Source organism: Rhizobium sp. CNPSo 3670, assembly GCF_057784555.1.
In genome coordinates, this window is sequence record NZ_JBXSOL010000015.1 from 111,446 (window position 1) to 138,172 (window position 26,727).

At 60.1% G+C, this 26,727-nt stretch carries 26 protein-coding genes; 18 read left to right on the forward strand and 8 right to left on the reverse strand.

From position 1 onward, the window contains the following. The first annotated feature begins 113 nt into the window (after positions 1 to 113). The 5 genes from AC13QO_RS17575 to AC13QO_RS17595 all read left to right on the forward strand — a co-directional run bounded on the left by AC13QO_RS17575 (position 114) and on the right by AC13QO_RS17595 (position 5,160). Positions 114 to 872: a FadR/GntR family transcriptional regulator gene (locus AC13QO_RS17575; RefSeq protein WP_488541389.1), complete on the forward strand. Its 759-nt coding sequence runs from the start codon at positions 114 to 116 to the stop codon at positions 870 to 872. A gap of 24 nt (positions 873 to 896) precedes the next feature. Further along, entirely contained in the window at positions 897 to 1,871 is a 975-nt protein-coding gene (locus AC13QO_RS17580) for a sialic acid TRAP transporter substrate-binding protein SiaP (protein ID WP_488541390.1), read from the forward strand. A gap of 261 nt (positions 1,872 to 2,132) precedes the next feature. Further along, positions 2,133 to 2,705: a TRAP transporter small permease gene (locus AC13QO_RS17585; protein WP_097601694.1), complete on the forward strand. Its 573-nt coding sequence runs from the start codon at positions 2,133 to 2,135 to the stop codon at positions 2,703 to 2,705. A 4-nt stretch (positions 2,706 to 2,709) separates the two neighbouring features. Continuing rightward, entirely contained in the window at positions 2,710 to 4,116 is a 1,407-nt protein-coding gene (locus AC13QO_RS17590; RefSeq protein WP_488541391.1) for a TRAP transporter large permease, read from the forward strand. Positions 4,117 to 4,125: 9 nt separating this feature from the next. Beyond that, the gene (locus AC13QO_RS17595) at positions 4,126 to 5,160 is read left to right on the forward strand and encodes an L-idonate 5-dehydrogenase (protein WP_488541392.1); all 1,035 of its coding nucleotides are present in this window, start codon (positions 4,126 to 4,128) and stop codon (positions 5,158 to 5,160) included. Positions 5,161 to 5,227: 67 nt separating this feature from the next. Here AC13QO_RS17595 and AC13QO_RS17600 read toward each other — a convergent pair whose 3' ends face one another. From AC13QO_RS17600 to AC13QO_RS17615, 4 genes are all read right to left on the reverse strand, one after another. Continuing rightward, positions 5,228 to 5,641, reverse strand: coding sequence for a curlin (locus AC13QO_RS17600; protein WP_085781358.1), 414 nt, complete (start codon positions 5,639 to 5,641; stop codon positions 5,228 to 5,230). Positions 5,642 to 5,809: 168 nt separating this feature from the next. Then, entirely contained in the window at positions 5,810 to 6,208 is a 399-nt protein-coding gene (gene csgH / locus AC13QO_RS17605; protein ID WP_085781359.1) for a curli-like amyloid fiber formation chaperone CsgH, read from the reverse strand. 63 nt (positions 6,209 to 6,271) lie between these two features. Beyond that, positions 6,272 to 6,709 carry a curlin gene (locus AC13QO_RS17610; protein ID WP_085782030.1) on the reverse strand — a complete coding sequence of 146 codons (438 nt, stop codon included), beginning with the start codon at positions 6,707 to 6,709 and terminating at the stop codon, positions 6,272 to 6,274. A gap of 182 nt (positions 6,710 to 6,891) precedes the next feature. Then, positions 6,892 to 7,785: an alpha/beta fold hydrolase gene (locus tag AC13QO_RS17615; RefSeq protein WP_085781360.1), complete on the reverse strand. Its 894-nt coding sequence runs from the start codon at positions 7,783 to 7,785 to the stop codon at positions 6,892 to 6,894. 296 nt (positions 7,786 to 8,081) lie between these two features. Here AC13QO_RS17615 and AC13QO_RS17620 point away from each other — a divergent pair, with 296 nt between their 5' ends. The 3 genes from AC13QO_RS17620 to AC13QO_RS17630 all read left to right on the forward strand — a co-directional run bounded on the left by AC13QO_RS17620 (position 8,082) and on the right by AC13QO_RS17630 (position 11,123). Further along, positions 8,082 to 8,486 (forward strand): hypothetical protein, encoded by a 405-nt coding sequence (locus AC13QO_RS17620; RefSeq protein WP_085781361.1) that lies wholly within the window; start codon positions 8,082 to 8,084, stop codon positions 8,484 to 8,486. An 895-nt stretch (positions 8,487 to 9,381) separates the two neighbouring features. Continuing rightward, positions 9,382 to 10,218: an alpha/beta fold hydrolase gene (locus tag AC13QO_RS17625; RefSeq protein WP_348630268.1), complete on the forward strand. Its 837-nt coding sequence runs from the start codon at positions 9,382 to 9,384 to the stop codon at positions 10,216 to 10,218. A 176-nt stretch (positions 10,219 to 10,394) separates the two neighbouring features. Beyond that, a complete protein-coding gene (locus AC13QO_RS17630) occupies positions 10,395 to 11,123 on the forward strand; it encodes a gamma-glutamylcyclotransferase (protein WP_488541404.1) in 729 nt (242 codons plus the stop codon). Positions 11,124 to 11,172: 49 nt separating this feature from the next. Here the strand turns inward: AC13QO_RS17630 and AC13QO_RS17635 are convergent, their stop codons facing one another. Continuing rightward, a complete protein-coding gene (locus AC13QO_RS17635) occupies positions 11,173 to 12,072 on the reverse strand; it encodes a LysR family transcriptional regulator (RefSeq protein WP_085781364.1) in 900 nt (299 codons plus the stop codon). Positions 12,073 to 12,185: 113 nt separating this feature from the next. Between AC13QO_RS17635 and AC13QO_RS17640 the strand changes: the two genes are divergently transcribed. From AC13QO_RS17640 to AC13QO_RS17665, 6 genes are all read left to right on the forward strand, one after another. Then, entirely contained in the window at positions 12,186 to 13,118 is a 933-nt protein-coding gene (locus tag AC13QO_RS17640; RefSeq protein ID WP_085781365.1) for a VOC family protein, read from the forward strand. Between the two features lie 316 nt (positions 13,119 to 13,434). After that, positions 13,435 to 14,124: a hydrolase gene (locus tag AC13QO_RS17645; protein ID WP_085781366.1), complete on the forward strand. Its 690-nt coding sequence runs from the start codon at positions 13,435 to 13,437 to the stop codon at positions 14,122 to 14,124. 65 nt (positions 14,125 to 14,189) lie between these two features. After that, entirely contained in the window at positions 14,190 to 14,477 is a 288-nt protein-coding gene (locus AC13QO_RS17650; RefSeq protein ID WP_085781367.1) for a XapX domain-containing protein, read from the forward strand. Beyond that, the gene (locus AC13QO_RS17655; RefSeq protein WP_157131518.1) at positions 14,477 to 16,459 is read left to right on the forward strand and encodes an amidohydrolase; all 1,983 of its coding nucleotides are present in this window, start codon (positions 14,477 to 14,479) and stop codon (positions 16,457 to 16,459) included. Before AC13QO_RS17650 ends, AC13QO_RS17655 begins: the two co-directional genes overlap by 1 nt. 161 nt (positions 16,460 to 16,620) lie before the next feature. Next, entirely contained in the window at positions 16,621 to 17,064 is a 444-nt protein-coding gene (locus AC13QO_RS17660; RefSeq protein ID WP_085781369.1) for a DoxX family protein, read from the forward strand. Next, a complete protein-coding gene (locus AC13QO_RS17665) occupies positions 17,061 to 18,659 on the forward strand; it encodes an MFS transporter (RefSeq protein ID WP_488541393.1) in 1,599 nt (532 codons plus the stop codon). The genes AC13QO_RS17660 and AC13QO_RS17665 overlap by 4 nt, the downstream gene beginning before the upstream one ends. A 98-nt stretch (positions 18,660 to 18,757) precedes the next feature. Here AC13QO_RS17665 and AC13QO_RS17670 read toward each other — a convergent pair whose 3' ends face one another. Together AC13QO_RS17670 and AC13QO_RS17675 are read right to left on the reverse strand one after the other, a co-directional pair. After that, positions 18,758 to 19,396, reverse strand: a complete 639-nt coding sequence (locus AC13QO_RS17670; RefSeq protein WP_488541405.1) for a hypothetical protein — start codon at positions 19,394 to 19,396, stop codon at positions 18,758 to 18,760. Positions 19,397 to 20,171: 775 nt separating this feature from the next. Next, complete coding sequence (locus AC13QO_RS17675; RefSeq protein ID WP_183705587.1) at positions 20,172 to 21,095, reverse strand: LysR family transcriptional regulator; 924 nt, start codon at positions 21,093 to 21,095, stop codon at positions 20,172 to 20,174. A 153-nt stretch (positions 21,096 to 21,248) separates the two neighbouring features. Here AC13QO_RS17675 and AC13QO_RS17680 point away from each other — a divergent pair, with 153 nt between their 5' ends. Beyond that, positions 21,249 to 22,430: an MFS transporter gene (locus AC13QO_RS17680; protein WP_488541394.1), complete on the forward strand. Its 1,182-nt coding sequence runs from the start codon at positions 21,249 to 21,251 to the stop codon at positions 22,428 to 22,430. A gap of 398 nt (positions 22,431 to 22,828) precedes the next feature. After that, positions 22,829 to 23,029: a hypothetical protein gene (locus AC13QO_RS17685; RefSeq protein ID WP_085781373.1), complete on the forward strand. Its 201-nt coding sequence runs from the start codon at positions 22,829 to 22,831 to the stop codon at positions 23,027 to 23,029. A 110-nt stretch (positions 23,030 to 23,139) separates the two neighbouring features. Here the strand turns inward: AC13QO_RS17685 and AC13QO_RS17690 are convergent, their stop codons facing one another. Next, the gene (locus AC13QO_RS17690) at positions 23,140 to 24,435 is read right to left on the reverse strand and encodes a GGDEF domain-containing protein (protein ID WP_488541395.1); all 1,296 of its coding nucleotides are present in this window, start codon (positions 24,433 to 24,435) and stop codon (positions 23,140 to 23,142) included. Positions 24,436 to 24,587: 152 nt separating this feature from the next. Between AC13QO_RS17690 and AC13QO_RS17695 the strand changes: the two genes are divergently transcribed. Both AC13QO_RS17695 and AC13QO_RS17700 read left to right on the forward strand, forming a co-directional pair. Beyond that, positions 24,588 to 26,282, forward strand: a complete 1,695-nt coding sequence (locus AC13QO_RS17695; protein WP_085781375.1) for a sensor histidine kinase — start codon at positions 24,588 to 24,590, stop codon at positions 26,280 to 26,282. After that, complete coding sequence (locus AC13QO_RS17700) at positions 26,279 to 26,635, forward strand: response regulator (protein ID WP_085781376.1); 357 nt, start codon at positions 26,279 to 26,281, stop codon at positions 26,633 to 26,635. Before AC13QO_RS17695 ends, AC13QO_RS17700 begins: the two co-directional genes overlap by 4 nt. Positions 26,636 to 26,727 lie beyond the last annotated feature (92 nt).

The window sequence follows — 26,727 nt, forward strand, 5'->3', positions numbered from 1 at the left end:
CGCTTGAATTTCATGCGGCGCATTGACGCACAACTGCCACGGTGCTACCAAGGAATTGGTCAGGCCAGTTGACCAGACGGCGTGCTTGAGGAGAAGCCGCCGGGGAGGCCAAGATGTTTTCGCCCGTTGAATCGCGCCGCCTCTACAGGCAGGTGGCGGATCAGATTCGTTCAATGATCGCCGGCGGCGAGCTTGTCGTCGGCCAGAAGCTGCCGGCCGAGCGCGAGCTGGCAGAGCAACTGTCGGTATCACGCCCGACCGTGCGCGAAGCCCTGATCGTTCTGGAGGTCGAGGGTCTCGTCAACATCCGCATGGGCTCCGGCATCTATGTGGTGCGCCGGCAGGGCATCAGCATGGCGACAAGCGAAAGCGAGCCAGTGGAGGGGCCTTTCGAATTGCTGCAGGCGCGCGCGATCATCGAATGCGCCATAGCCGAAGAAGCGGCAACCCGGGCCAGGCCTGAAGACATTGCCGTGCTTGACGAGGCGCTGATGCGCATGAGCGGCAGCCTCAACGATGCGGCGACGGTGCTCGCCGCCGACCGCGCCTTTCACACCGGCATTGCCGCCATTGTCGGCAATTCGACGTTGACCCGCGTGACGGGCGAGATGTTCGACATGCGTATGACTCCGTATTTCGCCAAGCTCGCCAGCCATTTCGAGGGGCCGACGACATGGCGCAGCGCCGTCGATGAGCACCGGGCCATCCGCGATGCAATCGCCGCCGGCGATGCCGCCGGCGCGAAGGCTGCAATGCGCAGCCATCTCACCCTATCGCAGAAGAGATTTTCCGAGAGCTTCGGGGAGGAGTTCTCGGGAGAGGAGGAGCGCGGCCGCGACAAGGCGCCCGCGAAAGGAACCACCAAGACTTAAACCCGAGCATGGGAGGAGAGCGCAATGAAGATGAGACTGGCAACGATACTGTGCACCGCAGCCGCGATCATGGCGACGACGGCGGTTGCGCATGCCCAGACCGTACTGAAATGGGCACATGTCTATGAAACCTCGGAGCCCTTCCACACTGATTCCGTCTGGGCCGCGGAAGAGATCGCCAAGCGTACCGACGGGCGCTACAAGATTGAGGTCTATCCGGCTTCGCAGCTCGGCAAGGAAGCCGACATCAACCAGGGGCTCAAGCTCGGTACGGTCGACATCATCATTTCTGGATCGAGCTTTGCCGCACGCGACTACAAGCCGATCGGCGTCACCTACTTCCCCTATATCTTCCGCAATCCCGATCATCTGATCGCCTATACCAAGAGCGACGTCTTCAAGCGTCTCGCCAAGGGTTATGAGGACAAGACCGGCAACCATATCGCCGCCGTCAGCTATTACGGCACGCGCCACACCACCTCCAATAAACCGATTGCCAAATGCGCCGATATGCAGGGCCTGAAGATCCGCGTGCCCGACGTTCCGGCCTATCTCGCCATGCCGCGAGCATGCGGCGCCAACACCACGCCGATTGCCTTTGCCGAGGTCTATCTCGCTCTGCAGAACGGGACGGTCGAGGCGCAGGAAAACCCGCTGACGACGATCGAGGCGAAGAAGTTCTACGAGGTCCAGAAAAACATCATCCTCACCGGCCATATCGTCGATCACCTGAACACCGTGATCTCGAAGCAGCTGTGGGCGAAGCTCTCCGACGAGGACAAGAAGATCTTCGGTGAAGTGATGCAGCAGGCAGCCGAGCGCACGAGCAAGACGATCGCCGGCAAGGAAAACAGCCTGGTTGCGACCTTCAAGGAGAAGGGGCTCAACGTCGCCGAGGTCGACAAGAGCGATTTCGAGAAGAATGTGGTGGAAAAGGTGAAGTTCGAAGACTTCGGCTACGAGAAGGCCGATTGGGAAGCGATCCGGGCGATTCAGTAGGAGCCTGAGAGCGCGGCCAGCCCCTCATCCGGCTGCCGCCACCTTCTCCCCGCGCGCGGGGAGAAGGGACAAGCCGCACCCTTCCGCTTCCCCCTTACGCCTCGCAGGCAAGTCCCCTCTCCCCGCCGGCGGGGAGAGGGTTAGGGTGAGGGGCAGCCTTCGGCACGAACAAGGGCAGCAGCGGCACAAGGCTTGCCAACAATATGAAGGTCGCGCCGCCACACGCCGCGCCCATCTTCTCCAACCGGAACAAGGCCGATCATGTCGCAAGAAATTCATACGCCAATCACGGCCGAGGAAATCGGCCACGAATTCGAAGGGCACGCGCCGACCGCACATGTCGCAGACTATGCTGTCGAGGACTGGATCACGTTGATCGTCTTCTGGCTGATGGCGGGCTGCGTCTTCCTGCAGTTCTTCACGCGTTATGTGCTGAATGACAGCTATGCCTGGACCGAGGAAATCGCCATCAACTGCCTGATCGGCGTCGTCTTTCTCGGCGCGGTCATGTGCGTGCGCACCTCGCGGCATATTCAGGTGGATGTGTTCTATCACTATATGCCGGCAGGGCTGGCGCGCGTGCTCGCAACCTTCGTCGATATCGTCCGCATCGGTTTCTTCGCCTATGGCTGCTATTTGATGTGGCGTTACGTCGACATCGTCGCCGACGAGCAGATGGTCACCATCGACCTGCCGCGCAACATCGTCTTTTACTCCGTTCTCGTCGCCTTCGTGCTGATGCTGATCCGTGCGGTCATCGTCTTCATCGCCAATCTGCGCCGTGGCTACTCCGTCCTGGAGCGCCCGGAAGAATTTCAATCCGTCGAAGGATGACCCGATGCTGCTGCTTCTTGGCTCGTTTCTGCTGCTGATGCTGGTCGGCGTGCCCGTCGCCATCTCGATGGCCGTCGCCTCCGTGCTTTACATCGTCCTTTACGGCGTGGCGCCAGACATCATCGTCGCCCAGCGCATGATCGCCGGCGTCGAGAGTTTTCCGCTGCTCGCCGTGCCCTTCTTCATCCTGGCCGGCAATCTGATGAATTCCGCCGGCGTTACCGGCCGTATCTATTCCTTCGCGGTCGCTCTCGTCGGCTGGATGAAGGGCGGGCTGGCGCAAGTCAACATCATCGGCTCGGTCATCTTCTCCGGCATGTCCGGCACTGCGCTTGCCGATGCGGCCGGCATCGGCACGATCGAAATCAAGGCGATGAAGGACCATGGCTATCCCGTCGAGGCCGCTGTCGGTGTCACGGCGGCCTCGGCGACACTCGGGCCGATCTTCCCACCGTCGCTGCCCTTCGTCATCTACGGCATGATGGCGAATGTCTCGATCGGCGCCCTCTTCATGGCCGGCATCCTGCCCGGCGTCGTCATGACGCTGCTGATGATGGTCACCGTCGCCGCCTTCGCCTATCGCAAGCGGTGGGGATCGGACGCGCCGTTCAATGTGCGCGAGCTCCTGTCGGCCGGCGTGGAAATCGTCGTCGTCCTGATGGTGCCTGTGGCGATCTATCTGATGATGCGCGCCGGTCTCTCGATGAACGCCGCGGCGGGTATAGCCCTTCTCGTGCTTCTGGCGCTCGACTGGTATTTCGGCTTCTCCGCCGTCATGGCGCTGATGACGCCGGTCATCCTGATCGGCGGCATGACGATGGGCTGGTTCACGCCGACGGAGGCCGCTGTCGCCGCCGTGCTCTGGTCGTTGTTCCTCGGCCTCGTACGCTACCGCACGATGACGCTCTCGACGCTTGCCAAAGCCAGCTTCGATACGATCGAAACGACGGCGTCGGTGCTCTTCATCGTCACGGCCGCTTCGGTTTTCGCGTGGCTCTTGACGGTCAGCCAGGCCGCGCAGCTGCTTTCCGATGCGATCCTAGCGATCACCGACAATAAGTGGGTTTTCCTGATCCTGGTGAACCTGCTGATGCTCTTCGTCGGCTGCTTCCTCGATACGATCGCCGCAATCACCATCCTCGTTCCGATCCTTCTGCCGATTGTCGCGAAGTTCGGCATCGATCCCGTTCAGTTCGGCCTGATCATGACGCTGAACCTGATGATCGGCTTGCTTCACCCGCCGCTCGGCATGGTGTTGTTCGTGCTGTCGCGCGTCGCGAAGCTTTCGGTCGAACGCACGACGATGGCGATCGTGCCCTGGCTGGTGCCGCTGTTCGTGGCGCTGATCCTGATCACCTTCATTCCCGCGGTATCCCTCTGGCTGCCGCAGCAGCTCGGACTGTTGAGATAGGAGAATAGGATGCAGACGCGTCTGGCGCGGCTTTACCAGAAGGGCGATCTCAGGGTCGAAATGGACACGGTTCCAGCTCCCGGTCCAGGCGAGGTGCTTCTCAAGATGGCGGCCGCGGGCATCTGCGGCTCCGACCTGCATTATTATCAGGACGGCGGCTTCGGGCCGGTCAGGGTGCGCGAGCCGATCATCCCCGGCCACGAGGCCTCGGGGAGGGTGAACCAAGCGGGCGAGGGGGTCGATCTCAAAGCCGGCACACTGGTCGCAGTCAATCCAAGCCAGCCTTGCGGCCATTGCGAATACTGCGTGACGGGACTGCCGATCCATTGCCTCGATATGCGCTTCATGGGCAGCGCGATGCGCCTGCCGCATGAGCAGGGCATGTTCCGGGAGTGGCTGGTGGTGCCGGCCCGGCAATGTTTCGAAATGGGAGCCGAGACGACGGCCGAGGAAGCGGCCTGCACCGAGCCGCTTGCCGTCTGCCTGCATGCCGCATCGCGCGCCGGCGAGATATCAGGCAAACGCGCCCTCGTCACCGGCGCCGGCCCGATCGGCTGTCTGATGGTTGCCGCCGCGCGGCATCACGGTGCGGCCGAGATCGTCGTGACCGATCTCGCCGATGCGGCGCTGGAGCGGGCGAAAGCGATGGGCGCCAATCGCACGATCAATGTTTCCGGGGATGCGGCAGCGTTTGGCAAATTCGAGGCGGGCAAGGGCTATTTCGATCTCGTCTTCGAATGCTCGGCCGCCGCACCCGCGATCCGAAGCGCAATCGCCGCCATCCGGCCGCGCGGCACCCTCGTGCAGGTCGGCGTCACGGGCGAGATCCCGGTCCCGCTCAACGCCATTGTCAGCAAGGAGCTGCATATTCACGGCACGCAGAGGTTCCACGAGGAATTCGCCACAGCCGCGAGGCTGATCGCAAGCCGCAAGATCGATGTCCGGCCGATCATCAGCCACAGTCTACCCTTGGAAGAAGCCGCCGCTGCCTTCACCCTTGCCGGCGACCGTACGGCCGCCTGCAAGGTACAGCTTACGTTTTAGCGGCTTAAAACTCGCCGTAGAGATTCCGTATAGGCGCTGGCTGGTCGCGCCCGGCCTGTGAACCGCCTTACCAGCCATAGCTGAAGGTAGCGCCACTGCCGTTATCCCCATCTTGCACCACGTCGGTTTCAGTATTTCGCCCATACTGGAAAATGCCATAGGCATTGTTGTTGCCGTTCTGCCGCAACGTCGCGGAATGACCATTGCCCCGTTGCCTGACAAAGCCGAGGTTGCCGCGGCCAGCCTGAGCGATACCAGCCGCGTTACCCCGACCCAGCTGCTTGATGTCAGCGTCTTTCAAACCGCGATAGAGCGAATAGACGCGCAACCCGGTTGAAAAAAGTCCGGCATCCCGCGCATTGTCCGGTGCGAGGTTGAACGAGATCCTGCCGCCCGCATAGGCTGGCGCAGACAAGGCTACTTGGCCGAGGCTCCCGGCAAGAAGGGTGACGGCAAGGATCTTAAACAGGTTGCGGGTCATTCTGATCTCCATTTGCGGCTGCCTCAGCCGATGATCAACTTTCACATCTTGCAGCTGAACCCAGTCGGAATTGCCCGTTCAGTTGTCGTTCAGTCGCTTCGGCCCGGTAGAAGCAAAAGGACGCCGTAAACGGCGCCCTTTAGGAAAACTGGAGAATTTGGAGGCCGATTAGTTGCCGCCGATCTGCTTCACGCAGCTGAAACTCTCATCCCCGACGACGACGTCCAGCGTGGCTTTGTATTTGGCTCCTTTCGAGTCGAGCGAAACCGAACCAAGGATTGTCGCATGTCCCTCGACTGCATCAAAATCGCCACTCTGGTTGATCGTAGAGCTTCCGCCGTCTCCCACTTTTTTGACATGGAAGGTGTAAGTCCCGCCGACATGCTTGTCGGCGTGGACGAGCGCGTCCAGTCTCACCATACCTGCCCCCGGGGTTGCTTTGATTTCGCAAAGCTGCACCCGGTCAGATTGGTTGGCTTTCGTCATGGCGGAAACCGCGCCGACGGGAAGCAGGACCAGCGCGAGAATCGTCATCATGCGGTGAGGATGTTTGATGCTATTTGGCATGGTCGTTTCCCCTGATGGTCTGCTGTTGCGATCTTGACCTCTTTTACATCACCGTGCAGGCGCCTAAGGGCAGGCCTGGACGAAGGCCGCGACATTGCCGTTGCCGCCCTGGCTGACATTCGCGCTGCAGCCATGGCCGACCTGGACGCCGGCCGCGATGTTGCCATTACCGTCCTGGGTAAGAATGGTCGTGTGGCTGGAGCCGAATTGGCCAATGCCCGCTACGTTGCGGTTGCCGCGCTGATAGGTGGCGCCATAGTTGTCATTGCCTTCCTGACCGACAGCTGAAAGATTATGTCGCCCATATTGACGGCCGAGAATTCGGTTGTAGCCACCGTTCTGATAGGTTCTGATCCGGTTTCCGTATCCTTCCTGTGCCCCACCGGCAGAGTTCGACCAGCCATATTGTTCGATACGAACATCATTGGCCATGGCGGGGGCTGCGGCGGCAATGCCGACGAGAGCGACGAGTGCAGTTGCAATGATAGACGTGCGGATCATGAACATGTCTCCTCAGGCGGATAAGACCGCGGTTGAACGTCTTTCTTCTAGACGCTCTCTTCGGAACGGAAGCTGAAGACACCATTCAGTCGGGGTTCATTCGCGGAGATCAGCGCCCCTCCGCGGCCAGATCACCCTATTCTGCCTACTCGAGAGTTCAGGCGAGGGATAGGTGGGCCCGCTCACGCGACACCAGCCAAATGCTGCCGCTCAGACGATTGCTGTGCTTGCTCCCTCGCAAGGTCGCTCAGCATCTGTCGGGCTACGGCTGGCAAAACATGATGTGGAAGGTGGCCGACGCCCTCGATCACCCTGATCGTCGGCCTCGGATGCTTCTGCCGAACGCCATCGATGTGCCAGGCCGGCTGAACTATGCGATCCTCCGAACCGAACAGGACGTGTAATGGAAGATTGCCGGGCAGCGTCGGCTGAAGTTCCATGTCTTTGTTGAAGGCTCGCAGCTCGTTAGCCATTGTTTCAATTGCGCCCGGATTAACCATATGAGCGGCGGGCAATATCGACAGCTGGGGAGGCAAAGGGTTTGGAAAGGACGACGATCGCAGACCACGCTCGAGAAAAAACGCTGCCCATCGGCTGATTACGTGCTGGCGGATCAAGGATCCCACCACCGGGGCGACGGATGCCCGGAGGATGGGCAGCGGTTTCGGTGGGACGGGCCTGCAGCACGGCGAAATCAGAAGCAATCCGTTCACCAGCTCCGGCCGGCGCGCGGCCAAATGAAGTGCCGGCGCGCTGCCGATGGAGTGGGCTACAATCGAGACGCAATGCAGGTCCATTGCATCGATCAGACGCTCAAGCCAAAAGGATTGGCCTATTGGTCCTCGTTCAGCGAGAGGAAGAGGGCTGCTGAAACCATAGCCCGGGCGATCCGGGGCTACCATTCGGAACGGGCTCTGAGCAAACGGAAGCAGAACCTCTTCAGCCAGGCTCCCACAGCCATGGAGGACAACGATCGGCCTGGCGTTCAAGTCGCCGCTCTCCAGAACATGCACCTGGTGCTTGTCAATCTGGTGAACCGTTCCGATCCGGGGGCGAAATACCTGCTGCTTCAACATGATCCAACAAACGCCCGCGGTTGGTTCTCGGTTCCGCGACACTTGTGGCTTAGTTCGACCAACCTGTTCTAGGCGGAGCGTGCCTGCGGCAAGCCGTTGTAACAAGTTCCCACTGACACTGCCATCAGGGTTAACCTGCTCGCCCCCGCAATGTTGTTCTAGTGTCGCCTGGCTTCCCGGCAATATTTCCATTCTGATATCGATGACAGGGCTGGCGCTCCAAAGATCCTCTGATGCGCTCTTTCTCAGAAACTTGAAAACGTGCTAAGTTTCGTCGGCTACAGAGGGGAAAACCAATGCCACGCATCGCAAATCTTTACTTCAAGACCGCCATCATTTTTCTCATCGCCGGTATCTCGGTCGGCCTTCACATGTCGATTTCAGGTAACCACGCACCGACCGGGGCCCATGCCCACGCCAATTTGCTCGGCTGGGTCACCATGGCGCTCTTCGGCGTTTACCACGCGCTCAATCCACACAAGGCCGAGAAGCGCCTGGCAATGATCCAGTACGTCGTCTATACCTTCGGTGTCGCGGTGCTGATCCCGTCCCTCTATCTGCTGCTTTCCGGAAACATGGCAATGGAACCGATTGTCGCCATTTCCTCGCTCATCGCCTTCGCCGGCGTGCTGATGTTCGCCGTCATCATCTTCTCGGGCAGCGAGGCTTCGAGTCGGGCCGGCGTCTCCCGGGCGAGCTGATCCAATCGGGAAAGAGCGACGATCTCGGTTGCCAAGTTGCATGTTCGAATTTTCTTTGCATCTCCTGCTTTTGCACTGAGAATTATCGGGAGTTTCTGGCCTGGCTTGGCAACCGTTGATCGACACTGTCAAATGCGGATCGCGCCAGGTTGCGAAGGCTTGGACTAAGCCGATCGCTGTCACATCGGCTCCGCGCGGGCGGAGACCTCCTAGAATGCACTGAGGCCCGTTCAGCAATCCGATCGCCAGGACATGAACGCGTTCGTGCCGCCGGCAGGCGGCGATTCGTTCGATCGGAAGTGAGCGCAGCTCGTTCGGATCGGTAAGCTCCTCGCAAGCCTGGCTGTCTCAGTGCTTTTTCAAACCTTGTAAAGCTCATCGAAGTAGGCGCAGATCGGCCCGATGCGGCGGTGCAGATCAAGAAGATAGGTTATTGCAGCGGCGTCGACAGGGTCATGAATTTGTGCATGGCCTGATTGACACTGTCGGCGGCGAGCGTCTTCACGTCCTCGTCAATCAGCCCCGGCGACGCTTTTGGCGCCGGGCTCATCTTGCCGTCCGCCGCCTGCTTCAGGAATACAGATGGCCTCACGACGGGAGCACGTCAGGCCCGGGCCCCATTATTTCACGCGACGCAATAAACTCGCAATTATTCTCGCAATTGTGGACGTGAGGAGATGACGGCAATATTACCCCTGTCAGACGAACACAAGTTAGCTGAAGTTTTCAATAACGAAATCGCAGGACGAAGATGACCCAACCTCACCATTCCATGACCCGCCGAGACGCGCTGTTGTCAATAGGCGCCGCCGCAGCAGCCATGGCAATTTCACCCTCTCTCAGTTTCGCAGCCAATGCGGCTCCCATCATAAACCCAATCGAAGGATCCAAGAACATGCCATATGTAACCACCAGAGACGGCGTCGAAATCTTCTACAAGGATTGGGGCTCTAAGGATGCCCAGCCGATCATGTTCCACCATGGATGGCCGCTGTCGTCCGACGACTGGGATGCGCAGATGCTGTTTTTCCTGTCGAAAGGTTTTCGCGTCGTCGCCCATGACCGGCGTGGCCATGGCCGATCCGCCCAGGTGGCCGACGGTCACGATATGGACCATTACGCAGCCGATGCCTTTGCCGTCGTCGAGGCGCTCGACCTGAAGAATGTCGTCCATATCGGTCATTCCACCGGTGGCGGCGAGGTCGCCCGTTATGTGGCCAAGCACGGCCAACCTGCCGGCCGCGTCGCCAAGGCGGTTCTCGTTTCGGCCGTGCCGCCGCTCATGCTCAAGACAGAGGCCAATCCCGAAGGCCTGCCGATGGAAGTGTTCGACGGTTTCCGCTCGGCACTTGCCGCCAACCGCGCGCAGTTCTTTCGCGACGTTCCGACCGGGCCGTTCTACGGCTTCAACCGGGAAGGCGCCAAGGTGCAGGAAGGCGTGATCCAGAACTGGTGGCGTCAGGGCATGATGGGCGGCGCCAAGGCCCATTACGATGGCATCAGGGCCTTCTCCGAAACCGACCAGACGGAGGACCTGAAGGCAATCACCGTTCCGACGCTCGTCTTGCATGGGGAAGACGACCAAATCGTTCCGATTGCGGACTCGGCGCTGAAGTCGATGAAGCTTCTGAAGAAAGGTTCGCTGAAGACCTACCCGGGGTTTTCGCATGGCATGCTGACCGTGAATGCCGACGTGCTGAACGCCGACCTGCTGGCCTTCGTCCAGGCCTGATCGGTCCTGGCGACGGGGGCGGCCTCCCACGCACCCGTCGCCTCACAAAGATCCACAGGCGCTCGGCGCGCTACCCTCTTCGATAGAAACAGTCCCCGTTAAATGATCAGGCGACCCCCAAGAACTGCCGGATGCGATGGTCCTTCGGCGTTTATCTCGTTGAAATAATTGCCGCCATGCTAAAAACAACCACCGCCAAGACACCGGTACCTGTTGCCATGCAACTGACCCCGGACCTCGTAGCCAAAACCTTCAAGCCCGTCGAGGACGAGGGCCCAGAGCCTAACTGGACTCCAATCTCGGGTCAGCGACTCGATGAACTCGTCAGCAGAGTAGAGCGGGAGGCTGGTGACGAGGAGATATGGGTGTTCGCTTATGGGTCTTTGATGTGGAACCCGGGCTTCGAAGTAGCGACAAGTGAAGAAGCCATTGCGTACGGGTGGCATCGTGCGTTCTCGTTGAGGATAGAACGGCTAAGGGCTACCTCCGATGCGCCGGGTCTGATGCTGGCGCTTCGGCCGGGAGGGAGTTGCTCTGGCCTCGTGCTGAAGCTCCCCTGCGCCACGAAAAGGCAGGATCTGCGTACGCTTCTGGCGCGCGAAATCCGATATGCCGAGGTGTGCGACATGGTGCGATGGGTTTCGGTCGAGACACCGACGGGTAGACGCCGCGCACTCACATTTTGGGCGAGCACGAAGCGATCACGGCTCACGGAGAAGATACCGCTCGACGACGCCGCAGTGTTGATCGCTCAGGCATGCGGACCGGCGGGATCCTGCGCGGAATACCTGCATCGGACGGTCTTGGATCTGGCTGACCGGAACATCTTCGATCGAAACCTGTGGCAGCTACAGAAAATCGTCGCCGCAAGACTAAGGGCGCTTTCACAGGACGGCTCGATCTGAGGAAGGTGTAAGTCTCCTGAGGATCCGTGATGATGCGCGGCGGTGTACGTCAATCCAGCATGACCATCTGCGCCGCGACTTGCTCTTCGAAGAATTTCGAGAATGAAGCGATGCGGGGTGGAAGGGCCTGGTACGGCGGGTAAAACAGCGTCAGCCACAGGTCAGGCGGCGCCCACCCCTTGAAGACGTGGACGAGACGACCGCTCCTGATGTGATCGGCGATGTTGAATCCTGGGAGCAGTGCGACACCTGCACCGTCGGCGGCCATGTCCGCCAGTACCTCGCCACTGTTGGCGCTGAAGGCCCGACCTGCCGAGATCGTGATGCTTGAGCCACCGTCGGACAATAGCCAGTTCTCGCGCCGGCTTTCGCCACTATAGGCGAGGCAGTCGTCTGGCTTTAGTTCGTTGGGATGTTGCATATCGGCGAAACGGCTCCCCGGGGCCGCGACCAGGATGCGCGGCACTACCCTGATTTTTCTCCAGATCGTGTACTTGTCCGAAGGCTGTGATGAGATACGGATCGCCAGATCGTAATCGTCATCGACGATATTCACCAAACCGTCGGACAAGGAAATCTCAAAGCTCATCTTCGGATAGCGTTCCTTGAAACCTGACAGGATCGGCGGCAGCACGGTCTTGCCGAACCACGTCGGCGCGCTGATCCGCAGCCGCCCTTCGTCGGCCTTGTGTGCATTCATAACTTCGCGGCGCGCTTCTTCCAGCGTCTTCACCGCTGGCTGGATCTGCGCGGCGAAGATTGCGCCGTCAGTCGTCAGCGAGACTTGCCTTGTCGTGCGCACGAAAAGCTGCACGCCAAGTTCCGCCTCGAGTGCTGCAATCGCGCGTGTGACGGCTGCCGGCGTCATGTCCAACTCGCGGGCGACCTGGGCGAAATTTCGTTTTTCGGCAGCGAGCAGAAAGGTTCTGAGGGCTTTGTAATCGTTCATGTCATTGTTTCAGGATTTGCAATTCACTCGAGAGGAATATTGCAATACCCGATGGCGATCAACAGGCGTAGTTTTCAGATGAACAATTTCGATGCCCACTGAAAGGCATCTCCATGATTAAGGACATCAAGGGATTACACCACGTGACTTCGATGGCATCGGACGCGCGGCAGAACAATCGCTTCTTCACCGATACGCTTGGTCTGCGCCGCGTGAAGCAGACGGTCAACTTCGATGACCCCAGCGTCTATCACCTCTACTACGGTGACGAGACAGGGGCGGCCGGGACAGTGATGACCTATTTTCCATTCCCGAACATGATGCTCGGCCGTCCCGGCGTCGGCGAAGTGGGCGAAACACAGTTCTCCGTGCCGAAGGGCTCGCTGAAATTCTGGCTGGACCGCTTCATCGCTCAAGGTGTGGACGGACTGGAATCTGACACCGTCTTCGGTGCCAACCGACTTCGCTTCATGGGGCCGGACGGCGACGGCCTTGCGCTGATCGAGTCCTCCGGTGACACGCGGGCGCCGTGGGTTGCAGATGGAATCCCCGACGACGCGGCCATTCGCGGTTTCGCTGGCGCTCGTTTCAGCCTTCATGACACCGCTGCGACCGAAGAGCTGCTCGGGTTCATGGGCTACCAGCGCGCTGACAAAGAGGGCGACGTGACCCGATTCATTATCCCCGACGGCAATGGAGCGGACACGATCGATCTGGCAGCGTTGCCGAAGACGCCTTTTGCGCGCCAGGGCGCAGGTTCGGTGCACCACATCGCGTTCGCCGTCGAAAACCGCGAGAAGCAGCTCGAGGTGCGCAAGGCGCTGATGGACACCGGCTACCAGGTCACCCCCGTCATCGACCGCGATTATTTCTGGGCCATCTACTTCCGCACGCCTGGCGGGGTGCTGTTCGAGGTCGCGACGAACGAGCCTGGCTTCAACCGGGACGAGGATACGGCGCATCTTGGGGAGGCTCTCAAGCTCCCAAGCCGATACGAGAACTATCGCACCGAGATTCAGGCCAACCTCGTGCCATTGTCGGCGTGAGCAGCAATCTCCCGTCAAAGCCACGATAAGAGCGCCGCGTCCGAAAGGGCCGCGGCGCTTTCCATTTCGGCCGCGCTTGCGGTCTAACGATTGTTGCAGATACCGCAATTCAATGGAAAGTCTTATTGCAATTCCGTGGACATCAGCCGTGCGATAAGTTTGTTTTCAGCAGCCAAGACAACGAGTGAGCGGCTCCGAGACGGGTCCAGGAACACTTCAAGGTTCGCCGAACCAGGTCGCACCCGCGTCCGATCAATTGCTGCTGCCCATTATAACACCGCAACAGGCGGTCCAAACAACCGAAGAGGAAGTGACCATGTCCAAGCTCGAAGTCCTGACCCCGGAAAACAGCCAGCTCATCTTTATTGACCAGCAGCCGCAGATGGCATTCGGGGTCCAATCGATCGATCGTCAGACGCTGAAGAACAATGTCGTCGGCCTCGCCAAGGCTGCCAAGATCTTCAACATCCCGACCACGATCACGACAGTCGAGACGCAATCCTTCTCGGGCAACACGTATCCGGAACTCCTCGCCGTGTTCCCCGAGAACGATATCCTTGAGCGCACCTCGATGAACTCGTGGGATGACCAGAACGTTCGTGACGCTCTGGCGAAGAACGCCGCCAACGGCCGCAAGAAGATCGTCGTCTCCGGTCTGTGGACCGAGGTTTGCAACACGACGTTCGCGCTCTCGGCTCTCCATGATGTCCCGGAATACGAGATCTACATGGTCGCGGATGCTTCCGGCGGCACGTCCGCGGACGCACACAAATATGCGATGGATCGCATGGTGCAGGCAGGCGTGATTCCGGTCACCTGGCAGCAGGTCCTGCTCGAGTGGCAGCGCGACTGGGCTCGCAAGGAGACCTACGATGCGGTCACAGCCCTCGTAAAGGAGCATTCGGGCGCGTACGGAATGGGCATCGACTACGCCTACACAATGGTTCACGGCGCAGAAGAACGCGTCAAGCACGGCAAGCGCATCGGTCCGAATCCCGCAAAGTAACAGTCTGATCAGACCGTTCCGATCATCCCATCGGAGCGGTCCTTTCCTTAATTGGAGAACATCTCATGAAAATCTATTTAATGTCGCTTGGTGCTGGCCTGCTCGTCGGGACCGTCTACAGCCTTCTCAACGTCCGATCACCAGCACCGCCTGTCATTGCCCTGGTCGGCCTTCTCGGAATCCTTGTCGGCGAACAAATTATTCCGTTCGCGAAGACGCTTTGGAGAAACGAGCCGGCGGCGATCTCATGGATTCATCAGATCAAGCCGCACATCTTCGGTCACCTGCCGAAGGGCGGCGACCGCATCAACATTGCTCATAAGGCAAAGGCGACTGTAGAGGAGCGGGGCTGATGACCACGCGTCGATCCTTTCTCGGAGGTGCATCGAGTTTGGCCTTCTCGAACCTCTTCTCACCAGCGAAAGCTGCCGATGCCAGACAGACCGGAGTAGACACTATGCATCCCGACCTGATCCTCCACAATGGCCGCGTGACCACCCTTGACCGGACCAATCCGAATGCTACGGCAATCGCCATTAAGGATGGGCTGTTCCTCGAAGTCGGATCCGATAGTGAGATCATGGCGCGCGCTGGTTCCAGCACTAAGATCATCGACCTCAAGGGCAAGCGCGTTCTCCCCGGCCTCATCGACAACCATACCCATGTCGTTCGCGGTGGCCTGAACTACAACATGGAACTGCGCTGGGACGGCGTGCGCTCGCTCGCCGATGCGATGGACATGCTGAAGCGCCAGGTGGCGATCACGCCCGCGCCGCAGTGGGTTCGCGTCGTCGGCGGGTTCACCGAACATCAGTTCGCCGAAAAGCGGCTGCCCACTCTCGACGAGATCAACGCTGTCGCGCCTGACACACCCGTGTTCCTTCTGCACCTCTATGATCGTGCGCTGCTCAACGGTGCGGCTCTTCGCGCTGTCGGCTACAGCCGTGACACCCCGAACCCGTCCGGAGGCGAGATCACCCGCGATGCCAACGGCAATCCGACCGGTATGCTGCTGGCCAAGCCGAATGCAGGCATTCTCTATTCGACGCTTGCCAAGGGGCCCAAGCTTCCGTTGGACTATCAGGTCAACTCTACCCGCCACTTCATGCGCGAGTTGAACCGACTGGGCGTGACAGGCGTGATCGACGCGGGTGGTGGTTTCCAGAACTATCCTGACGACTATGAGGTCATCCAGAAGCTGTCCGACGAGAACCAGATGACGGTTCGGCTGGCCTACAACCTTTTCACGCAGAAGCCGAAGCAGGAGAAGGAAGACTTCCTAAACTGGACGTCCTCGGTCAAATACAAGCAGGGCAACGATTACTTCCGCCACAACGGCGCCGGCGAAATGCTGGTGTTCTCCGCCGCCGACTTCGAGGACTTCCGGCAGCCGCGCCCGGAAATGGCGCCGGAAATGGAGGGCGAGCTGGAAGAGGTCGTGCGGGTTCTGGCCGAAAACCGCTGGCCGTGGCGTCTGCACGCCACATATGACGAGACGATCTCCCGTGCCCTTGACGTGTTCGAGAAGGTCGACAAAGACATTCCGCTCGAGGGACTAAACTGGTTCTTCGACCATGCCGAAACCATCTCGGATCGCTCGATCGACCGTATCGCCGCGCTCGGCGGTGGTATCGCCACACAACATCGTATGGCATATCAGGGCGAATACTTCGTTGAGCGCTATGGGCACGGCGTGGCGGAAGCGACCCCGCCGATCAGGAAGATGCTCGACAAGGGCGTCAACGTCTCGGCCGGCACCGATGCCACCCGCGTCGCCTCCTATAATCCGTGGGTCTCGCTGTCGTGGATGGTGACTGGCAAGACGCTCGGCGGCATGCAGCTCTATCCGCGGGCCAATTGCCTCGACCGCGAGACGGCGCTCAGGATGTGGACCGAAAAGGTCACATGGTTCTCCAACGAGGAAGGCAAGAAGGGCCGCATCGAGAAAGGGCAGTTCGCCGATCTCGTGGTGCCGGACAAGGACTTCTTCTCCTGCGCCGAAGACGAGATCTCCTTCATCGTCTCGGAGTTGACCATGGTCGGCGGCAAGATCGTCTACGGCGCGGGTGACTTCAAGACGCTTGACGAGAACGACATTCCGCCCGCGATGCCCGACTGGTCGCCTGTCCGCAAGTTCGGCGGATACGCGGCCTGGGGTGAACCGGAAGGCGCGGGCGCTCGTTCGCTGCGCCGCACCGCTATCTCTACATGCGGATGCGCCAACGATTGCAGCGTTCACGGCCACGACCATGGCGGAGCCTGGACATCCAAGCTCCCGATAGCCGACCTCAAGGGCTTCTTCGGCGCTCTCGGCTGCTCCTGCTGGGCAGTCTGACGAACATTCAGCTCGGGTGGCCAACTGCCGCCCGAGAGCCGCCCATAATTGCTGTTTTTGCAATTAAATCGAAACTATTGCTGCAATTGTTGGCAAGGCGGTAGCCAGCCAATATCGCTCCATCGAACACAGCCGCTCGCGGCGGACATACAGGAGCCGACATGACCTACCAATCTCAATCATCCAATCCAATCCGGAGCCGCGTGGCAGGCGTCGTCGAATCGCCTGTGGTGCGAACGGCGTCGCTGCTGGCTCTTTGCGCAGCCTACATCCAGGGTCCGCTCACCAAGATGTTCGACTTCAACGGTGCACTGGCTGAGATGGATCATTTCGCTCTGCATCCCGCCGCGTTCTTCGCGATCGCCGTGATCGTATTCGAGCTGACGGCCTCCGCCATGGTGATCTCGGGTTTCCTGCGCTGGGCGGGCGGGCTTGCGCTTTCAGGCTTCACCCTACTTGCAACCTTCATCGCCCTTCGCTTCTGGGAGATGGCGCCTGGGATGGACCGCATGATGGCCACCAATGCCTTCTTCGAGCACCTCGGCCTCGCAGGCGCATTCGTCTTCGTTACAGCATTCGACCTCACCAAGGGAGCAGGCAAATGAGCGCCGCAAAATCATCCGGGGGAACCTTCGCGCCCCTCGCACAGCCCGTGTTCGCCGTCCTGTGGATCGCCACCGTTATTGGTAACACCGGAAGCTTCATGCGCGATGTCGCAAGCTCCTGGCTGATGACGGATCTGTCCGCATCGCCGGCTGCGGTCGCCATGGTCCAGGCTGCCGGAACCCTGCCGATCTTCCTGCTTGCCATCCCCGCAGGCGTTCTGACCGACATCCTCGATCGCCGCAAGTTCCTGATCGCCATCCAGGTGCTACTCGCCTCTGTCAGCATGGCGCTGATGGTTCTCTCTCAGACGAGTATGCTTTCCGTCAGCGCGCTGATCGGTCTCACATTCCTCGGCGGGATCGGTGCTGCGCTGATGGGACCCACCTGGCAGGCGATAGTGCCGGAACTCGTGAAACGCGAGGACGTGAAGAGCGCGGTGGCGCTGAACTCGCTCGGCATCAACATCGCCCGCTCCATCGGGCCTGCCGCGGGTGGCCTGCTTCTCGCAGCCTTCGGAGCCGGGATCACCTATGGCGCGGACGTGGCCAGCTATATCGTCGTGATCGCAGCTCTTGTCTGGTGGCCGCGGGCAACGAACTCCAACGATGCGCTTCAGGAGAACTTCTTTGGTGCGTTCCGAGCCGGCCTCCGTTACACCCGCGCGAGCGAGCCGCTGCACGTCGTGCTTATGCGGGCGGCGATCTTCTTTGCCTTCGCCAGCGCAGTCTGGGCTCTTCTTCCGCTCGTTGCCCGCCAACTGCTCGGTGGTGATGCGAGCTTCTACGGCATCCTGCTTGGTGCGGTCGGTGCTGGTGCGATCGGCGGTGCCTTGGTGATGCCGAAGCTGCGTGCACGCTTGAGCTCGGACGGCCTGCTCCTCGGCTCAGCGCTTGTCACAGCAGCCGTCATGGGTCTGCTTGCTCTCGCTCCACCGAAGTGGGTTGCGATCGTCGTCCTTCTTTTCCTCGGGGGAGCGTGGATCACGGCGCTGACGACGCTCAACGGCACCGCCCAGGCTGTGCTCCCGAACTGGGTGCGTGGTCGTGGTCTTGCTGTCTATCTGACCGTCTTCAATGGTGCGATGACTGCCGGAAGCCTCGGCTGGGGTGCTGTCGGCGAAGCCGTAGGCATCCAGTCGACCCTGCTCATCGGAGCTGGCGGCTTGCTCATCGCCGGGTTCATCATGCACCGACTGAAGCTTCCCTCGGGGGATGCCGACCTGGTGCCGTCCAACCACTGGCCGGAGCCGCTTGTTGCCGAACCGATCGCTCATGACCGCGGCCCGGTTCTGATCCTGATCGAATACAAGGTCGAGAAGCAGCACCGCACAGCCTTCCTGCACGCAATCGATCATCTTTCCAGGGAGCGGCGCCGCGATGGTGCCTACGGATGGGGTGTCACTGAGGACTCGGCGGACCCTGAGAAGATCGTCGAGTGGTTCATGGTGGAATCCTGGGCTGAACATCTTCGCCAGCACAAGCGGGTCTCGAACGCCGACGCCGATCTGCAGGGGAAGGTTCTGGCTTACCATGCCGGTCCTGAGAAACCCGTCGTCCGGCACTTCCTGGCAATCAACCGACCGGCGGCGGCTTGACGCGGAAATAAGGGGTGGCGGCTGCGGCCGCCGCCTCCAAATCCTCTGGCGAGCTAGGTAACTCCTGCGATCATTTTGCGATGCGAACGCCGCCAATCCTACCGCAGCAGGCCTTCGCTCCCGAACTCGTCCCAACCGCTCAGCCCGGTCGCGGGGTCGTCATCGTTCGCATCAGCTTGTTTGACTTTTTCTTGTTTTTTCAGTGAACGCGTCAGCTTCGCCCGATAGGCGGCGCGTCGCCAGTTTTCCGCTTTCACCACCGCGTCTTGCTCGCGCCATTCGTCCACGGCCCCGCGGTCGAGCAGATCCTCTACAACCCGTGGATCAAATACGTGGAAGGTGATCCGTCGCGCTCGGCCTTGCAGCCGGACAGTTCTCGTTCCAGCGCTCGGAAGACGCCCATCCTCCAGCCAACGCATCCTTTCAGAGGCCGTGATCGTTAGGATGTCTTCGATCTCGCGAGGGATGATCCGAAGGTCTGAAATGTTCTGGAGGGCTTCGGTCACAATCGACGAGGTCGCGCGAAACGCCGTCTTCGAAGTCTCCGGCATGACGAGGGTAAGCTCGCCCGACTGCACATCCAGCGACTTTCTGACCGCCGGGGGCAGGCGGGACCGGATCTCCTGCAGGATTCCCTTCACCCTGACAGCCGATCCGAGCGTCGCCTCCACGGGGAGTGACCACTCCCTGATCAGCTCGGGATCATCGCTCTTATTTTTCGTCTTCGTGTTGGGCATACCGGAGCAGATGGGGTCGGAAGCGGCGAGCGTCAACCGGCTGTCTGTCCGATGCCCGCCTTTGGCGCTTCGCACATTCGGGCGATTTTGCTTGATCCACCAGGGCGGCCTATTGTGTCCGTTCTGTTAGCAGGGCACCCACCCTGCCGTGAGGGATCACCCACTTTAAAGCGGCAGGGCCGCTCAAGTCCTTCCGCCGCCAGCGGCCAGCGATTTGATCGGCTTGACTTCGTACTACATTGACGGGTTTTACCACAAGGAACGCGGCCATTCAGGACATCGCCAAGGTTCCGACCAACTCCCTCGAGTCTATGTCCACGTTGACGAGCGCCCTTGAAATCTGCGGTGAAAGGAATGCCCGCAACCTCGGCAGAAAGCCGCGAGTCAAGCCGCTGACGTGCGGTAGGTCGGACACTCGAGAGGATCGCCCGTACCGTGACAGACATCCAACTACCGGTCGTTGTCTTCCCCTCGCTTGAAATAGGGCAGCAGAGGCGGCGCCAATCAACAGAAAGACGCCCACGCCGGAAAGGGGTCCAAATCCCGGCAAGCGTATCGTCAGGGTTTAGGGCAAGCGACGGATGGGCGGCGGTGGGAATATCGGCCGATCGAGAATGCACAATCGACTTGCTTCGGCACAGGCCTGAGATTGGGTCGGCCGAGATGCGCGAGAACAGACCGGCGGACGTCGCCACTCGGCAGCTGGGCAAAGCGGTCAGGCTTGATACCGTATTTTAGGGTGGACCATGTATTTGAACCTTACCTTTCTAGAGTTTCAGATGACCTGTTCCGGCGGACGATCTTTGCCGACATTTTCCGCAAGGAAATCTATGAAAGCGCGAATGCGGGCTGCGAGGTGCTCGTGCCCGGCGAATACTGCGTGGATCAATTCTATGTCTTCAGGATTGTATTCTTCCAGCACGGGGATGAGTAATCCAGAGTCGATCTCTGGCTCTACATGAAATTGGCCGATGCGAGCCAAACCAACGCCGGCAAGGCACAGCCTGCGTATGGCCATTCCGCTGTTGACCGCGCTGTTGCCGGATACGGGCAACCGATACATCTCGGTCGATCCCGGCGCTCGAAAGGGCCACTCGTTGAGCGTTCGGCGGAAATTGAAAGTCAGGCAATTGTGGCCAGCCAGATCGGCCGGTGTCTTTGGTATGCCATGGGCATCCAGATAGGCCTGAGATGCAACAATGACGCGCCGGCTTTCAAGGAGTTTTCGGGCTTTCAGGGACGAATCTTCCATGGGGCCGGAGCGGATCGCAATGTCGGTCCGCTCTTCGATCAAGCCAATGACGCCGTCCGAAAGTGATATGTCGAGTTGCACTTCGGAATAGAGTTTGAGGAACTTCGGGACGAGCGGGAGGAGATAGCGTTCGCCAAAGCCAACGGAGGCATTGACCCTGAGAATCCCTCGCGGCGCGACTTTTCTGCCAGACGCGATGATCCGTTCAGTCTCCGCAATGTCGCCCAGGATTCGCCGGGCTCTCTCCAGATAAATTTCGCCTTCCGGCGTGAGCGTCATCGTGCGGGTTGAGCGGACGAGCAGTCGGGTCCCGAGCCGGTCCTCAATCCTGGTGACAAGCTTGCTCACCGCCGAGGGCGAAAGTTTCAGGCGCCGTCCGGCCGCCGAAAAACTCTGCAATTCCGCTGCGTTTACAAATACTTCCATTTCACCAGTGCGATTATCCATCGTGTCTTCCTGTGAATTCGATTCACATCTGTTTCTTCAATAGTGCCAATTATCACAAAAGTTCCGTGCAATCATATTGCGGTCAACAACTTCATCTGACAGCGCTGCTGTCTTTGCAGCCGCCACCTCAACGGCGAGCGGAAGGAATTTATCATGCCTTTAGCAATCTTAGCCTTGACGATCGCGGCCTATGCGATCGGTACCACAGAATTCGTGATTGTCGGTCTTTTGCCGACCGTTGCCACAGACCTCAACATTACCCTGCCGCTTGCCGGGCTTGTCGTGAGCGTCTATGCGCTCGGCGTCACCTTTGGCGCGCCGATCCTGACGGCGCTCACTGCCAAAATCGAAAGAAAGCCGTTGCTGCTCGGCCTAATGGCCTTGTTCATCGTTGGCAATACAGTCGCGGCGTCGTCGCCGGGCTACGATCTGCTGCTTGTGGCCCGGGTGATCGCCGCCTTCGCCCATGGCGTGTTCTTCTCGGTCGGCTCGACCATTGCCGCCGATCTCGTGCCGGAGAACCGCCGCGCTTCGGCCATTGCCATGATGTTCATGGGCCTGACAGTTGCCATCGTCACGGGCGTGCCACTCGGCACCTATATCGGCCAGATCCTCGGTTGGCGCGCGACTTTCTGGGCCGTTGCCGCACTCGGCGTCATCGCCTTCCTCGCCATTGCCGCCCTGTTGCCGCACACGCTCAAGAAGGCGCCGCCGGCAAGCCTGCTCGATCAGCTTCGCGTTCTTGGCTCCGGTCGTCTGCTCATCGTCTTCGCAATGACAGCGCTTGGCTACGGCGGCACCTTCGTCGCCTTCACCTTTCTGGCGCCGATCCTTCAGGAAATCGCCGGATTCTCCGAGGAGAGCGTCAGCCTTATTCTGGTTCTCTACGGCATCGCAATCGCAATCGGCAACGTTGCCGGCGGCAGAATCGCCAACCTTAACCCGGTCAAGGCATTGATCGGCCTGTTCATCTTGCAGGCCATTGTACTTGTCATCTTGACCTTTACCGCGGCCTCGCCGGTTCTGGCGATCGTCACCCTTGCTGCGCTCGGGTTCCTTCAGTTCGGCAACGTGCCCGGCCTCCAGCTCTATGTCGTCAAACTGGCCAAAGAACACCGTCCGGGTGCCGTGGACGTCGCATCGGCTCTCAATATTGCCGCCTTCAACCTAGGCATCGCAATCGGCGCATGGCTGGGCGGTCTGGTAGTTGAATCGCCGCTTGGCCTAGGTGCGACCCCTTGGGTTGGTGCCATTCTGGTTGTCATCGCTCTGTTGCTGACCGTGTTGAGCGGCGCTCTCGACCGTCGCGCGGTTCCGGCCCTGAAGACAGCCTAACATAGCGACCCGGCGCCTTGCGCGCCGGGTCGCCTATCGGATCTCACCCAGGAGAATTCCCATGTCTACGTTGAAAGCCCGCCAGTTTTCCGCGCTTTCGGAGGACGCCTGACGCCCGGGGGGCGAAATTTCGTTTCTCGGCTGATGGCGATCAACGGGCGTGGTTTTGAGACGATCGCTGCCTTCATTGAGGGCCAGATTGTTTCCCCGACTGGTTACCGAAGGAGAATCCAAGAGATCTGCTGAAAACACGACTGCTGATGGCCGATGAACTAGTTGGCGGCTTTGGACGAATTGCAGATACCGCACGGAAACAAAACGGCAGCTATGTGGTTACTGATCAGACGCGCAGGAGCGTTTCCCTTGCGAGGAAAAGTAGCCGTAACGGGAGCAAGACGATGGACACAGCAACACATTGGGCGCTTCTCCTTGGCATATTGACGTTGGCGAGCTGGTTGGCCGGAGGCTTCGCGGCTGTGCTTGGAAACGTGGAGCTTGGCCATCACGGGCAGAAGACAGCCGAATATCTGACCTTCGGTTTGAGCGTCACCGGCTTCATCTCCGCCATCGCGATGGTATTGATCCTGGTGATCCGATGACCTCGATCACCCGACTGGCCATAGGGCCGGCCTTCCCGCGACCGTCAATTATGTGGCTGCGGGCTGAATGATCGTTCGGGGGAAGGAGCTCTGATAGATCTGCCTATCCGCTACCCCTGACGTCGCGCGGCGGTCTGCCCGGCGGCAGCAGGCGGACGACGAAAGATCGAGACCTGGTTGCGTCCGGCCTCCTTGGCGCGGTAAAGAGCCATGTCGGCCTCGTGCTGGAGATAGGCCAACGAAACATCCGTATCGAGTGCCGATTTGAACGCCACCCCGACGCTCAGCGTCACCGAGGGGCCAACGCTGGAGGCCGGGTTCGGCAGGGCGGCCGCTTCCACGCTTTCGCGTACTCGCCTGGCGACCGCGACGGCCTCTTCTTCATCGACATCAGGAAGCACGATGAGAAACTCCTCGCCGCCATGTCGAGAGACAAGATCGCGATCTGCGCGCACGCAGCTCTGGATGATGCCGGCAACCTTGACGAGGCAGCGATCGCCTTCGCCATGGCCGAGCTTATCGTTCAGCCCCTTGAAATGATCAATATCGCACATCAGCATGGCGACGCCAGTTTCGCGGCCATCGCGCCAGAGGCCCTCGAGCGTTTCCATCATCCAACGGCGATTGGCGATCCCGGTGAGCGGGTCGGTTCGGGCCAGCCGCTCCAATCGGGCGTTCGCGTCGGCCAGCTCCGCGACACGGCGTTGATCCCTGCAGTCTAGAAGAAATGTCTTCTGCGCCAGGATATTCATCGTTCGCCTGGCGACCACCGTAGCGATGATCCCACAGGAAAAGAACAGGGTCGCGGCGACGACACTGCCCGCTTCCAAGAGCGGGTTGTACCATTGGAGGATGAAGTAGAGACAAAGGGCATAACAGGCAATTGCAATCGTCCAGGCCAGCGGTACGCTGAAGATGGTGATTGCGCTCGTCGCGACGAACAACATGATGCTCAAATGCCGCTCGTAAAATTCGCCGCCGGCAAAAACGCCGACGAGCCCGACCGAGAGGAGAATAAGGAACATTCCCACAAGCAGTGACGCCCGCTGAACGGCCGCCGGCCGCGGCTTGTTCCAGACGACCGCGGTCAAGATTGCCGCCGGCGGCAAAAGGCAGGCGGGGGCAATCATCGACAGAACGATCTGCCCGGGAAGCAGGAGTGCGTTCAGCGCCAGCGTCAGAACATCGACGAATGCGACCCAGATCATCCAGGAGCGGATGACCTTCGCCGTCTGCCGCCACAGCCTTTCGTCAAAACGGCGGCGCAGCTCGCCCGTCAGGCGGATATCGCGGGTTCGGCCCGATAAAAGACGTTCGACCTCATCCGCCATTACGCCAGACAGCGGCCGTGGCGGAACAGAGCCCGCTGGAGAGGTTTCAGAGGAAGTGCTTTTGGCATCACTCATCTTTGATTTAACTAGCCGCGATGCAAAGCCCGGCAAGGCTTACGTACCCGCATCGGGATTCGTATGTTGATACTTTGTAAACAAGATTGCGCGCGCGGTCTGGGCCGGATCGTCTCGCTCATGCTACCAACCCTTTTCCGAAAGGGGACAGGATGAGGCTCAAACTGGTTGCAGTTGCGGTTGCGGCGCTGGCGCCGGTGGTTGCGATGCTCGTCTACAACGAAGTCGCGCTCCGCCACCAGCGCAACGAGGAAGTGCGCGCCTCCGCGGCGCAGGCGGCGAGGCAAGCCTCGTCGGAAGTCGAACGGATCATCGAGGGTCTGCACGCCCTTCTCGTCGCCGTATCTGCCATGCCTTCCGTCCGGCACCTCGACGTCCAGGCTTGCAACGATGCACTGAAGTCGGTTGTCGAAAGCATCCCCAACATCCGCACCATCTTCGTCGCCGGTCTCGATGGGCGGCCGATCTGCGGAAGCATGGCTTTTCCCCCGGGCGTGGTGTTTTCCGACCGCGATTACTTCCGGCAGACTCTGGAGACCAAAGACTTCGTCGTCGGCACCTATACGCAGAGCCGCCTTTCCGATCGCCCGGTGTTGCCGCTCGCGATGCCGCTGATGGAAGGCGATACCATCAAGGCGATGATCATCAGCGGAATTCGGCTGGACTGGCTGCAGAACCGCATCACCGAGCGCGGTGTTGCTCCCGGCAATGCGGTGACGCTCGCCGACGCCAAAGGGACTATCATTGCGCACGTTCCCTCTCCCGAACAGTTCGTCGGTACGGTTATGCCCGAGGAATACCAGCGGCTGATCCACGCCGAACAGCCTGATGTCATCGAGATGACCGGCCAGGACGGAACAGCGCATATCCTCGGCTATCGCCCGATAGCCTTGCCTTCCAACCCACTCTATGTCAGCGCCGGCTTCTCGAAAGCGGAAGCCTTCGCGCCGATCGACCGGGCGACGCTGATGAATACGCTCGCCATCATCGGCGGTGCGCTTTTCGCCTTCCTCGCCGCGATTTTTATCGGCAACCGCTTCATCCTGATACCGATCTCCAGGATCGCGGATGTGATGGAAAGTTGGCGCAGCGGTCAGACGACGGCGCGGACCGGCATGAAGGGACCGGGCGAGCTGGGGCAGGTCGGCGCAACCTTCGATCGGCTGCTCGACGAACTCGAAGAGCGCAGGCGCCAAAATCAGCAGGCGGAGGAGGAACGCAGCCTGCTCGTCCGCGAGCTGGCGCATCGCGTCAAGAATGGCTTCACGCTCGTGCAGGCGATTGCCAGACAAACCTTCTCGCGGTCCGATCCGGAGAGATACAGTTCCTTCGCCGAGCGGCTCGCAGCCCTCGCCGGCACCTATGACCTCATCCTGTCGCGGGAGGGGTCGGCTTCGCCCATTCGGGATATCCTCTCCGCAGCCCTGCGGGCGCATGTCGCCTCGCAAGCCGAGCGCATTCATCTCGAAGGACCGGACGTCGTTCTTCCCGCAGACACCGCCCTGCCGCTCTCGCTCGTGATTCATGAGCTGGCGACCAATGCAACCAAGTATGGAAGCCTCGGCAGCGAAAATGGAACAGTCACCATCGAATGGAAACATGAGGATGGACGCGTCCAGCTTCTGTGGACGGAAGCCGGCGGCCCGCCGGTCTCGACGCCGACGAAAAAGGGCTTCGGCTCGGTGCTCATAGAACGTGCCTTCCCTTCGAAGGCGCAGGCGCGATCCCGGGTGGACTACCGGACCGAAGGCCTCATCTTCGAAGTAATATTTTCGATTGGGGAACCGGTTGCCAAAGGCGAAGTTGACCCTCCAAGCCGGGACGAAAAGCATACGAGCCAGACATGAAAACCAAGGTAGTCGTGGTCGAGGACGAAGCTCTGCTGCTGATGATGGCGGTCGCCATCGTCGAGGAGGCAGGCTTTGAGGCGCTCGAGGCACGCAATGCCGACGAGGCGCTGATGCTTTTCGAAAGAGTGCCCGGCATCCGGATCCTGTTTACGGATATCGACATGCCGGGCAGCATGGATGGCTTGATGCTGGCAAAGGCTGTCCGCGACCGCTGGCCGCCGGTGGAAATTATCCTCGCCTCCGGCATGAAGCAGCCGGACCCGAATGACCTGCCTGAGCGCGGCCTCTTCTTCTCCAAGCCTTACGACATCCGCAAGCTCACCGATGCGCTCGTCAGAATGGCCGCCTAAAGCATGGTCTTCAAAAACGTCGCCTAGGCGTCTTTGGAAGCTGAGCCATGCATCCTTTTGGAATCTTGTGCGTTTCCCTAATCCAACAGCAA

What these genes read in the sequence shown, in the direction of transcription:
- AC13QO_RS17575 (WP_488541389.1), top strand. Translation starts at nt 114, where the DNA reads ATGTTTTCGCCCGTTGAATCGCGCCGCCTCTACAGGCAGGTGGCGGAT.
- AC13QO_RS17580 (WP_488541390.1), top strand. Translation starts at nt 897, where the DNA reads ATGAAGATGAGACTGGCAACGATACTGTGCACCGCAGCCGCGATCATG.
- AC13QO_RS17585 (WP_097601694.1), top strand. Translation starts at nt 2,133, where the DNA reads ATGTCGCAAGAAATTCATACGCCAATCACGGCCGAGGAAATCGGCCAC.
- AC13QO_RS17590 (WP_488541391.1), top strand. Translation starts at nt 2,710, where the DNA reads ATGCTGCTGCTTCTTGGCTCGTTTCTGCTGCTGATGCTGGTCGGCGTG.
- AC13QO_RS17595 (WP_488541392.1), top strand. Translation starts at nt 4,126, where the DNA reads ATGCAGACGCGTCTGGCGCGGCTTTACCAGAAGGGCGATCTCAGGGTC.
- AC13QO_RS17600 (WP_085781358.1), bottom strand. Translation starts at nt 5,641, where the DNA reads ATGACCCGCAACCTGTTTAAGATCCTTGCCGTCACCCTTCTTGCCGGG.
- csgH (WP_085781359.1), bottom strand. Translation starts at nt 6,208, where the DNA reads ATGCCAAATAGCATCAAACATCCTCACCGCATGATGACGATTCTCGCG.
- AC13QO_RS17610 (WP_085782030.1), bottom strand. Translation starts at nt 6,709, where the DNA reads ATGATCCGCACGTCTATCATTGCAACTGCACTCGTCGCTCTCGTCGGC.
- AC13QO_RS17615 (WP_085781360.1), bottom strand. Translation starts at nt 7,785, where the DNA reads ATGTTGAAGCAGCAGGTATTTCGCCCCCGGATCGGAACGGTTCACCAG.
- AC13QO_RS17620 (WP_085781361.1), top strand. Translation starts at nt 8,082, where the DNA reads ATGCCACGCATCGCAAATCTTTACTTCAAGACCGCCATCATTTTTCTC.
- AC13QO_RS17625 (WP_348630268.1), top strand. Translation starts at nt 9,382, where the DNA reads ATGCCATATGTAACCACCAGAGACGGCGTCGAAATCTTCTACAAGGAT.
- AC13QO_RS17630 (WP_488541404.1), top strand. Translation starts at nt 10,395, where the DNA reads ATGCTAAAAACAACCACCGCCAAGACACCGGTACCTGTTGCCATGCAA.
- AC13QO_RS17635 (WP_085781364.1), bottom strand. Translation starts at nt 12,072, where the DNA reads ATGAACGATTACAAAGCCCTCAGAACCTTTCTGCTCGCTGCCGAAAAA.
- AC13QO_RS17640 (WP_085781365.1), top strand. Translation starts at nt 12,186, where the DNA reads ATGATTAAGGACATCAAGGGATTACACCACGTGACTTCGATGGCATCG.
- AC13QO_RS17645 (WP_085781366.1), top strand. Translation starts at nt 13,435, where the DNA reads ATGTCCAAGCTCGAAGTCCTGACCCCGGAAAACAGCCAGCTCATCTTT.
- AC13QO_RS17650 (WP_085781367.1), top strand. Translation starts at nt 14,190, where the DNA reads ATGAAAATCTATTTAATGTCGCTTGGTGCTGGCCTGCTCGTCGGGACC.
- AC13QO_RS17655 (WP_157131518.1), top strand. Translation starts at nt 14,477, where the DNA reads ATGACCACGCGTCGATCCTTTCTCGGAGGTGCATCGAGTTTGGCCTTC.
- AC13QO_RS17660 (WP_085781369.1), top strand. Translation starts at nt 16,621, where the DNA reads ATGACCTACCAATCTCAATCATCCAATCCAATCCGGAGCCGCGTGGCA.
- AC13QO_RS17665 (WP_488541393.1), top strand. Translation starts at nt 17,061, where the DNA reads ATGAGCGCCGCAAAATCATCCGGGGGAACCTTCGCGCCCCTCGCACAG.
- AC13QO_RS17670 (WP_488541405.1), bottom strand. Translation starts at nt 19,396, where the DNA reads ATGCCCAACACGAAGACGAAAAATAAGAGCGATGATCCCGAGCTGATC.
- AC13QO_RS17675 (WP_183705587.1), bottom strand. Translation starts at nt 21,095, where the DNA reads ATGGATAATCGCACTGGTGAAATGGAAGTATTTGTAAACGCAGCGGAA.
- AC13QO_RS17680 (WP_488541394.1), top strand. Translation starts at nt 21,249, where the DNA reads ATGCCTTTAGCAATCTTAGCCTTGACGATCGCGGCCTATGCGATCGGT.
- AC13QO_RS17685 (WP_085781373.1), top strand. Translation starts at nt 22,829, where the DNA reads ATGGACACAGCAACACATTGGGCGCTTCTCCTTGGCATATTGACGTTG.
- AC13QO_RS17690 (WP_488541395.1), bottom strand. Translation starts at nt 24,435, where the DNA reads ATGAGTGATGCCAAAAGCACTTCCTCTGAAACCTCTCCAGCGGGCTCT.
- AC13QO_RS17695 (WP_085781375.1), top strand. Translation starts at nt 24,588, where the DNA reads ATGAGGCTCAAACTGGTTGCAGTTGCGGTTGCGGCGCTGGCGCCGGTG.
- AC13QO_RS17700 (WP_085781376.1), top strand. Translation starts at nt 26,279, where the DNA reads ATGAAAACCAAGGTAGTCGTGGTCGAGGACGAAGCTCTGCTGCTGATG.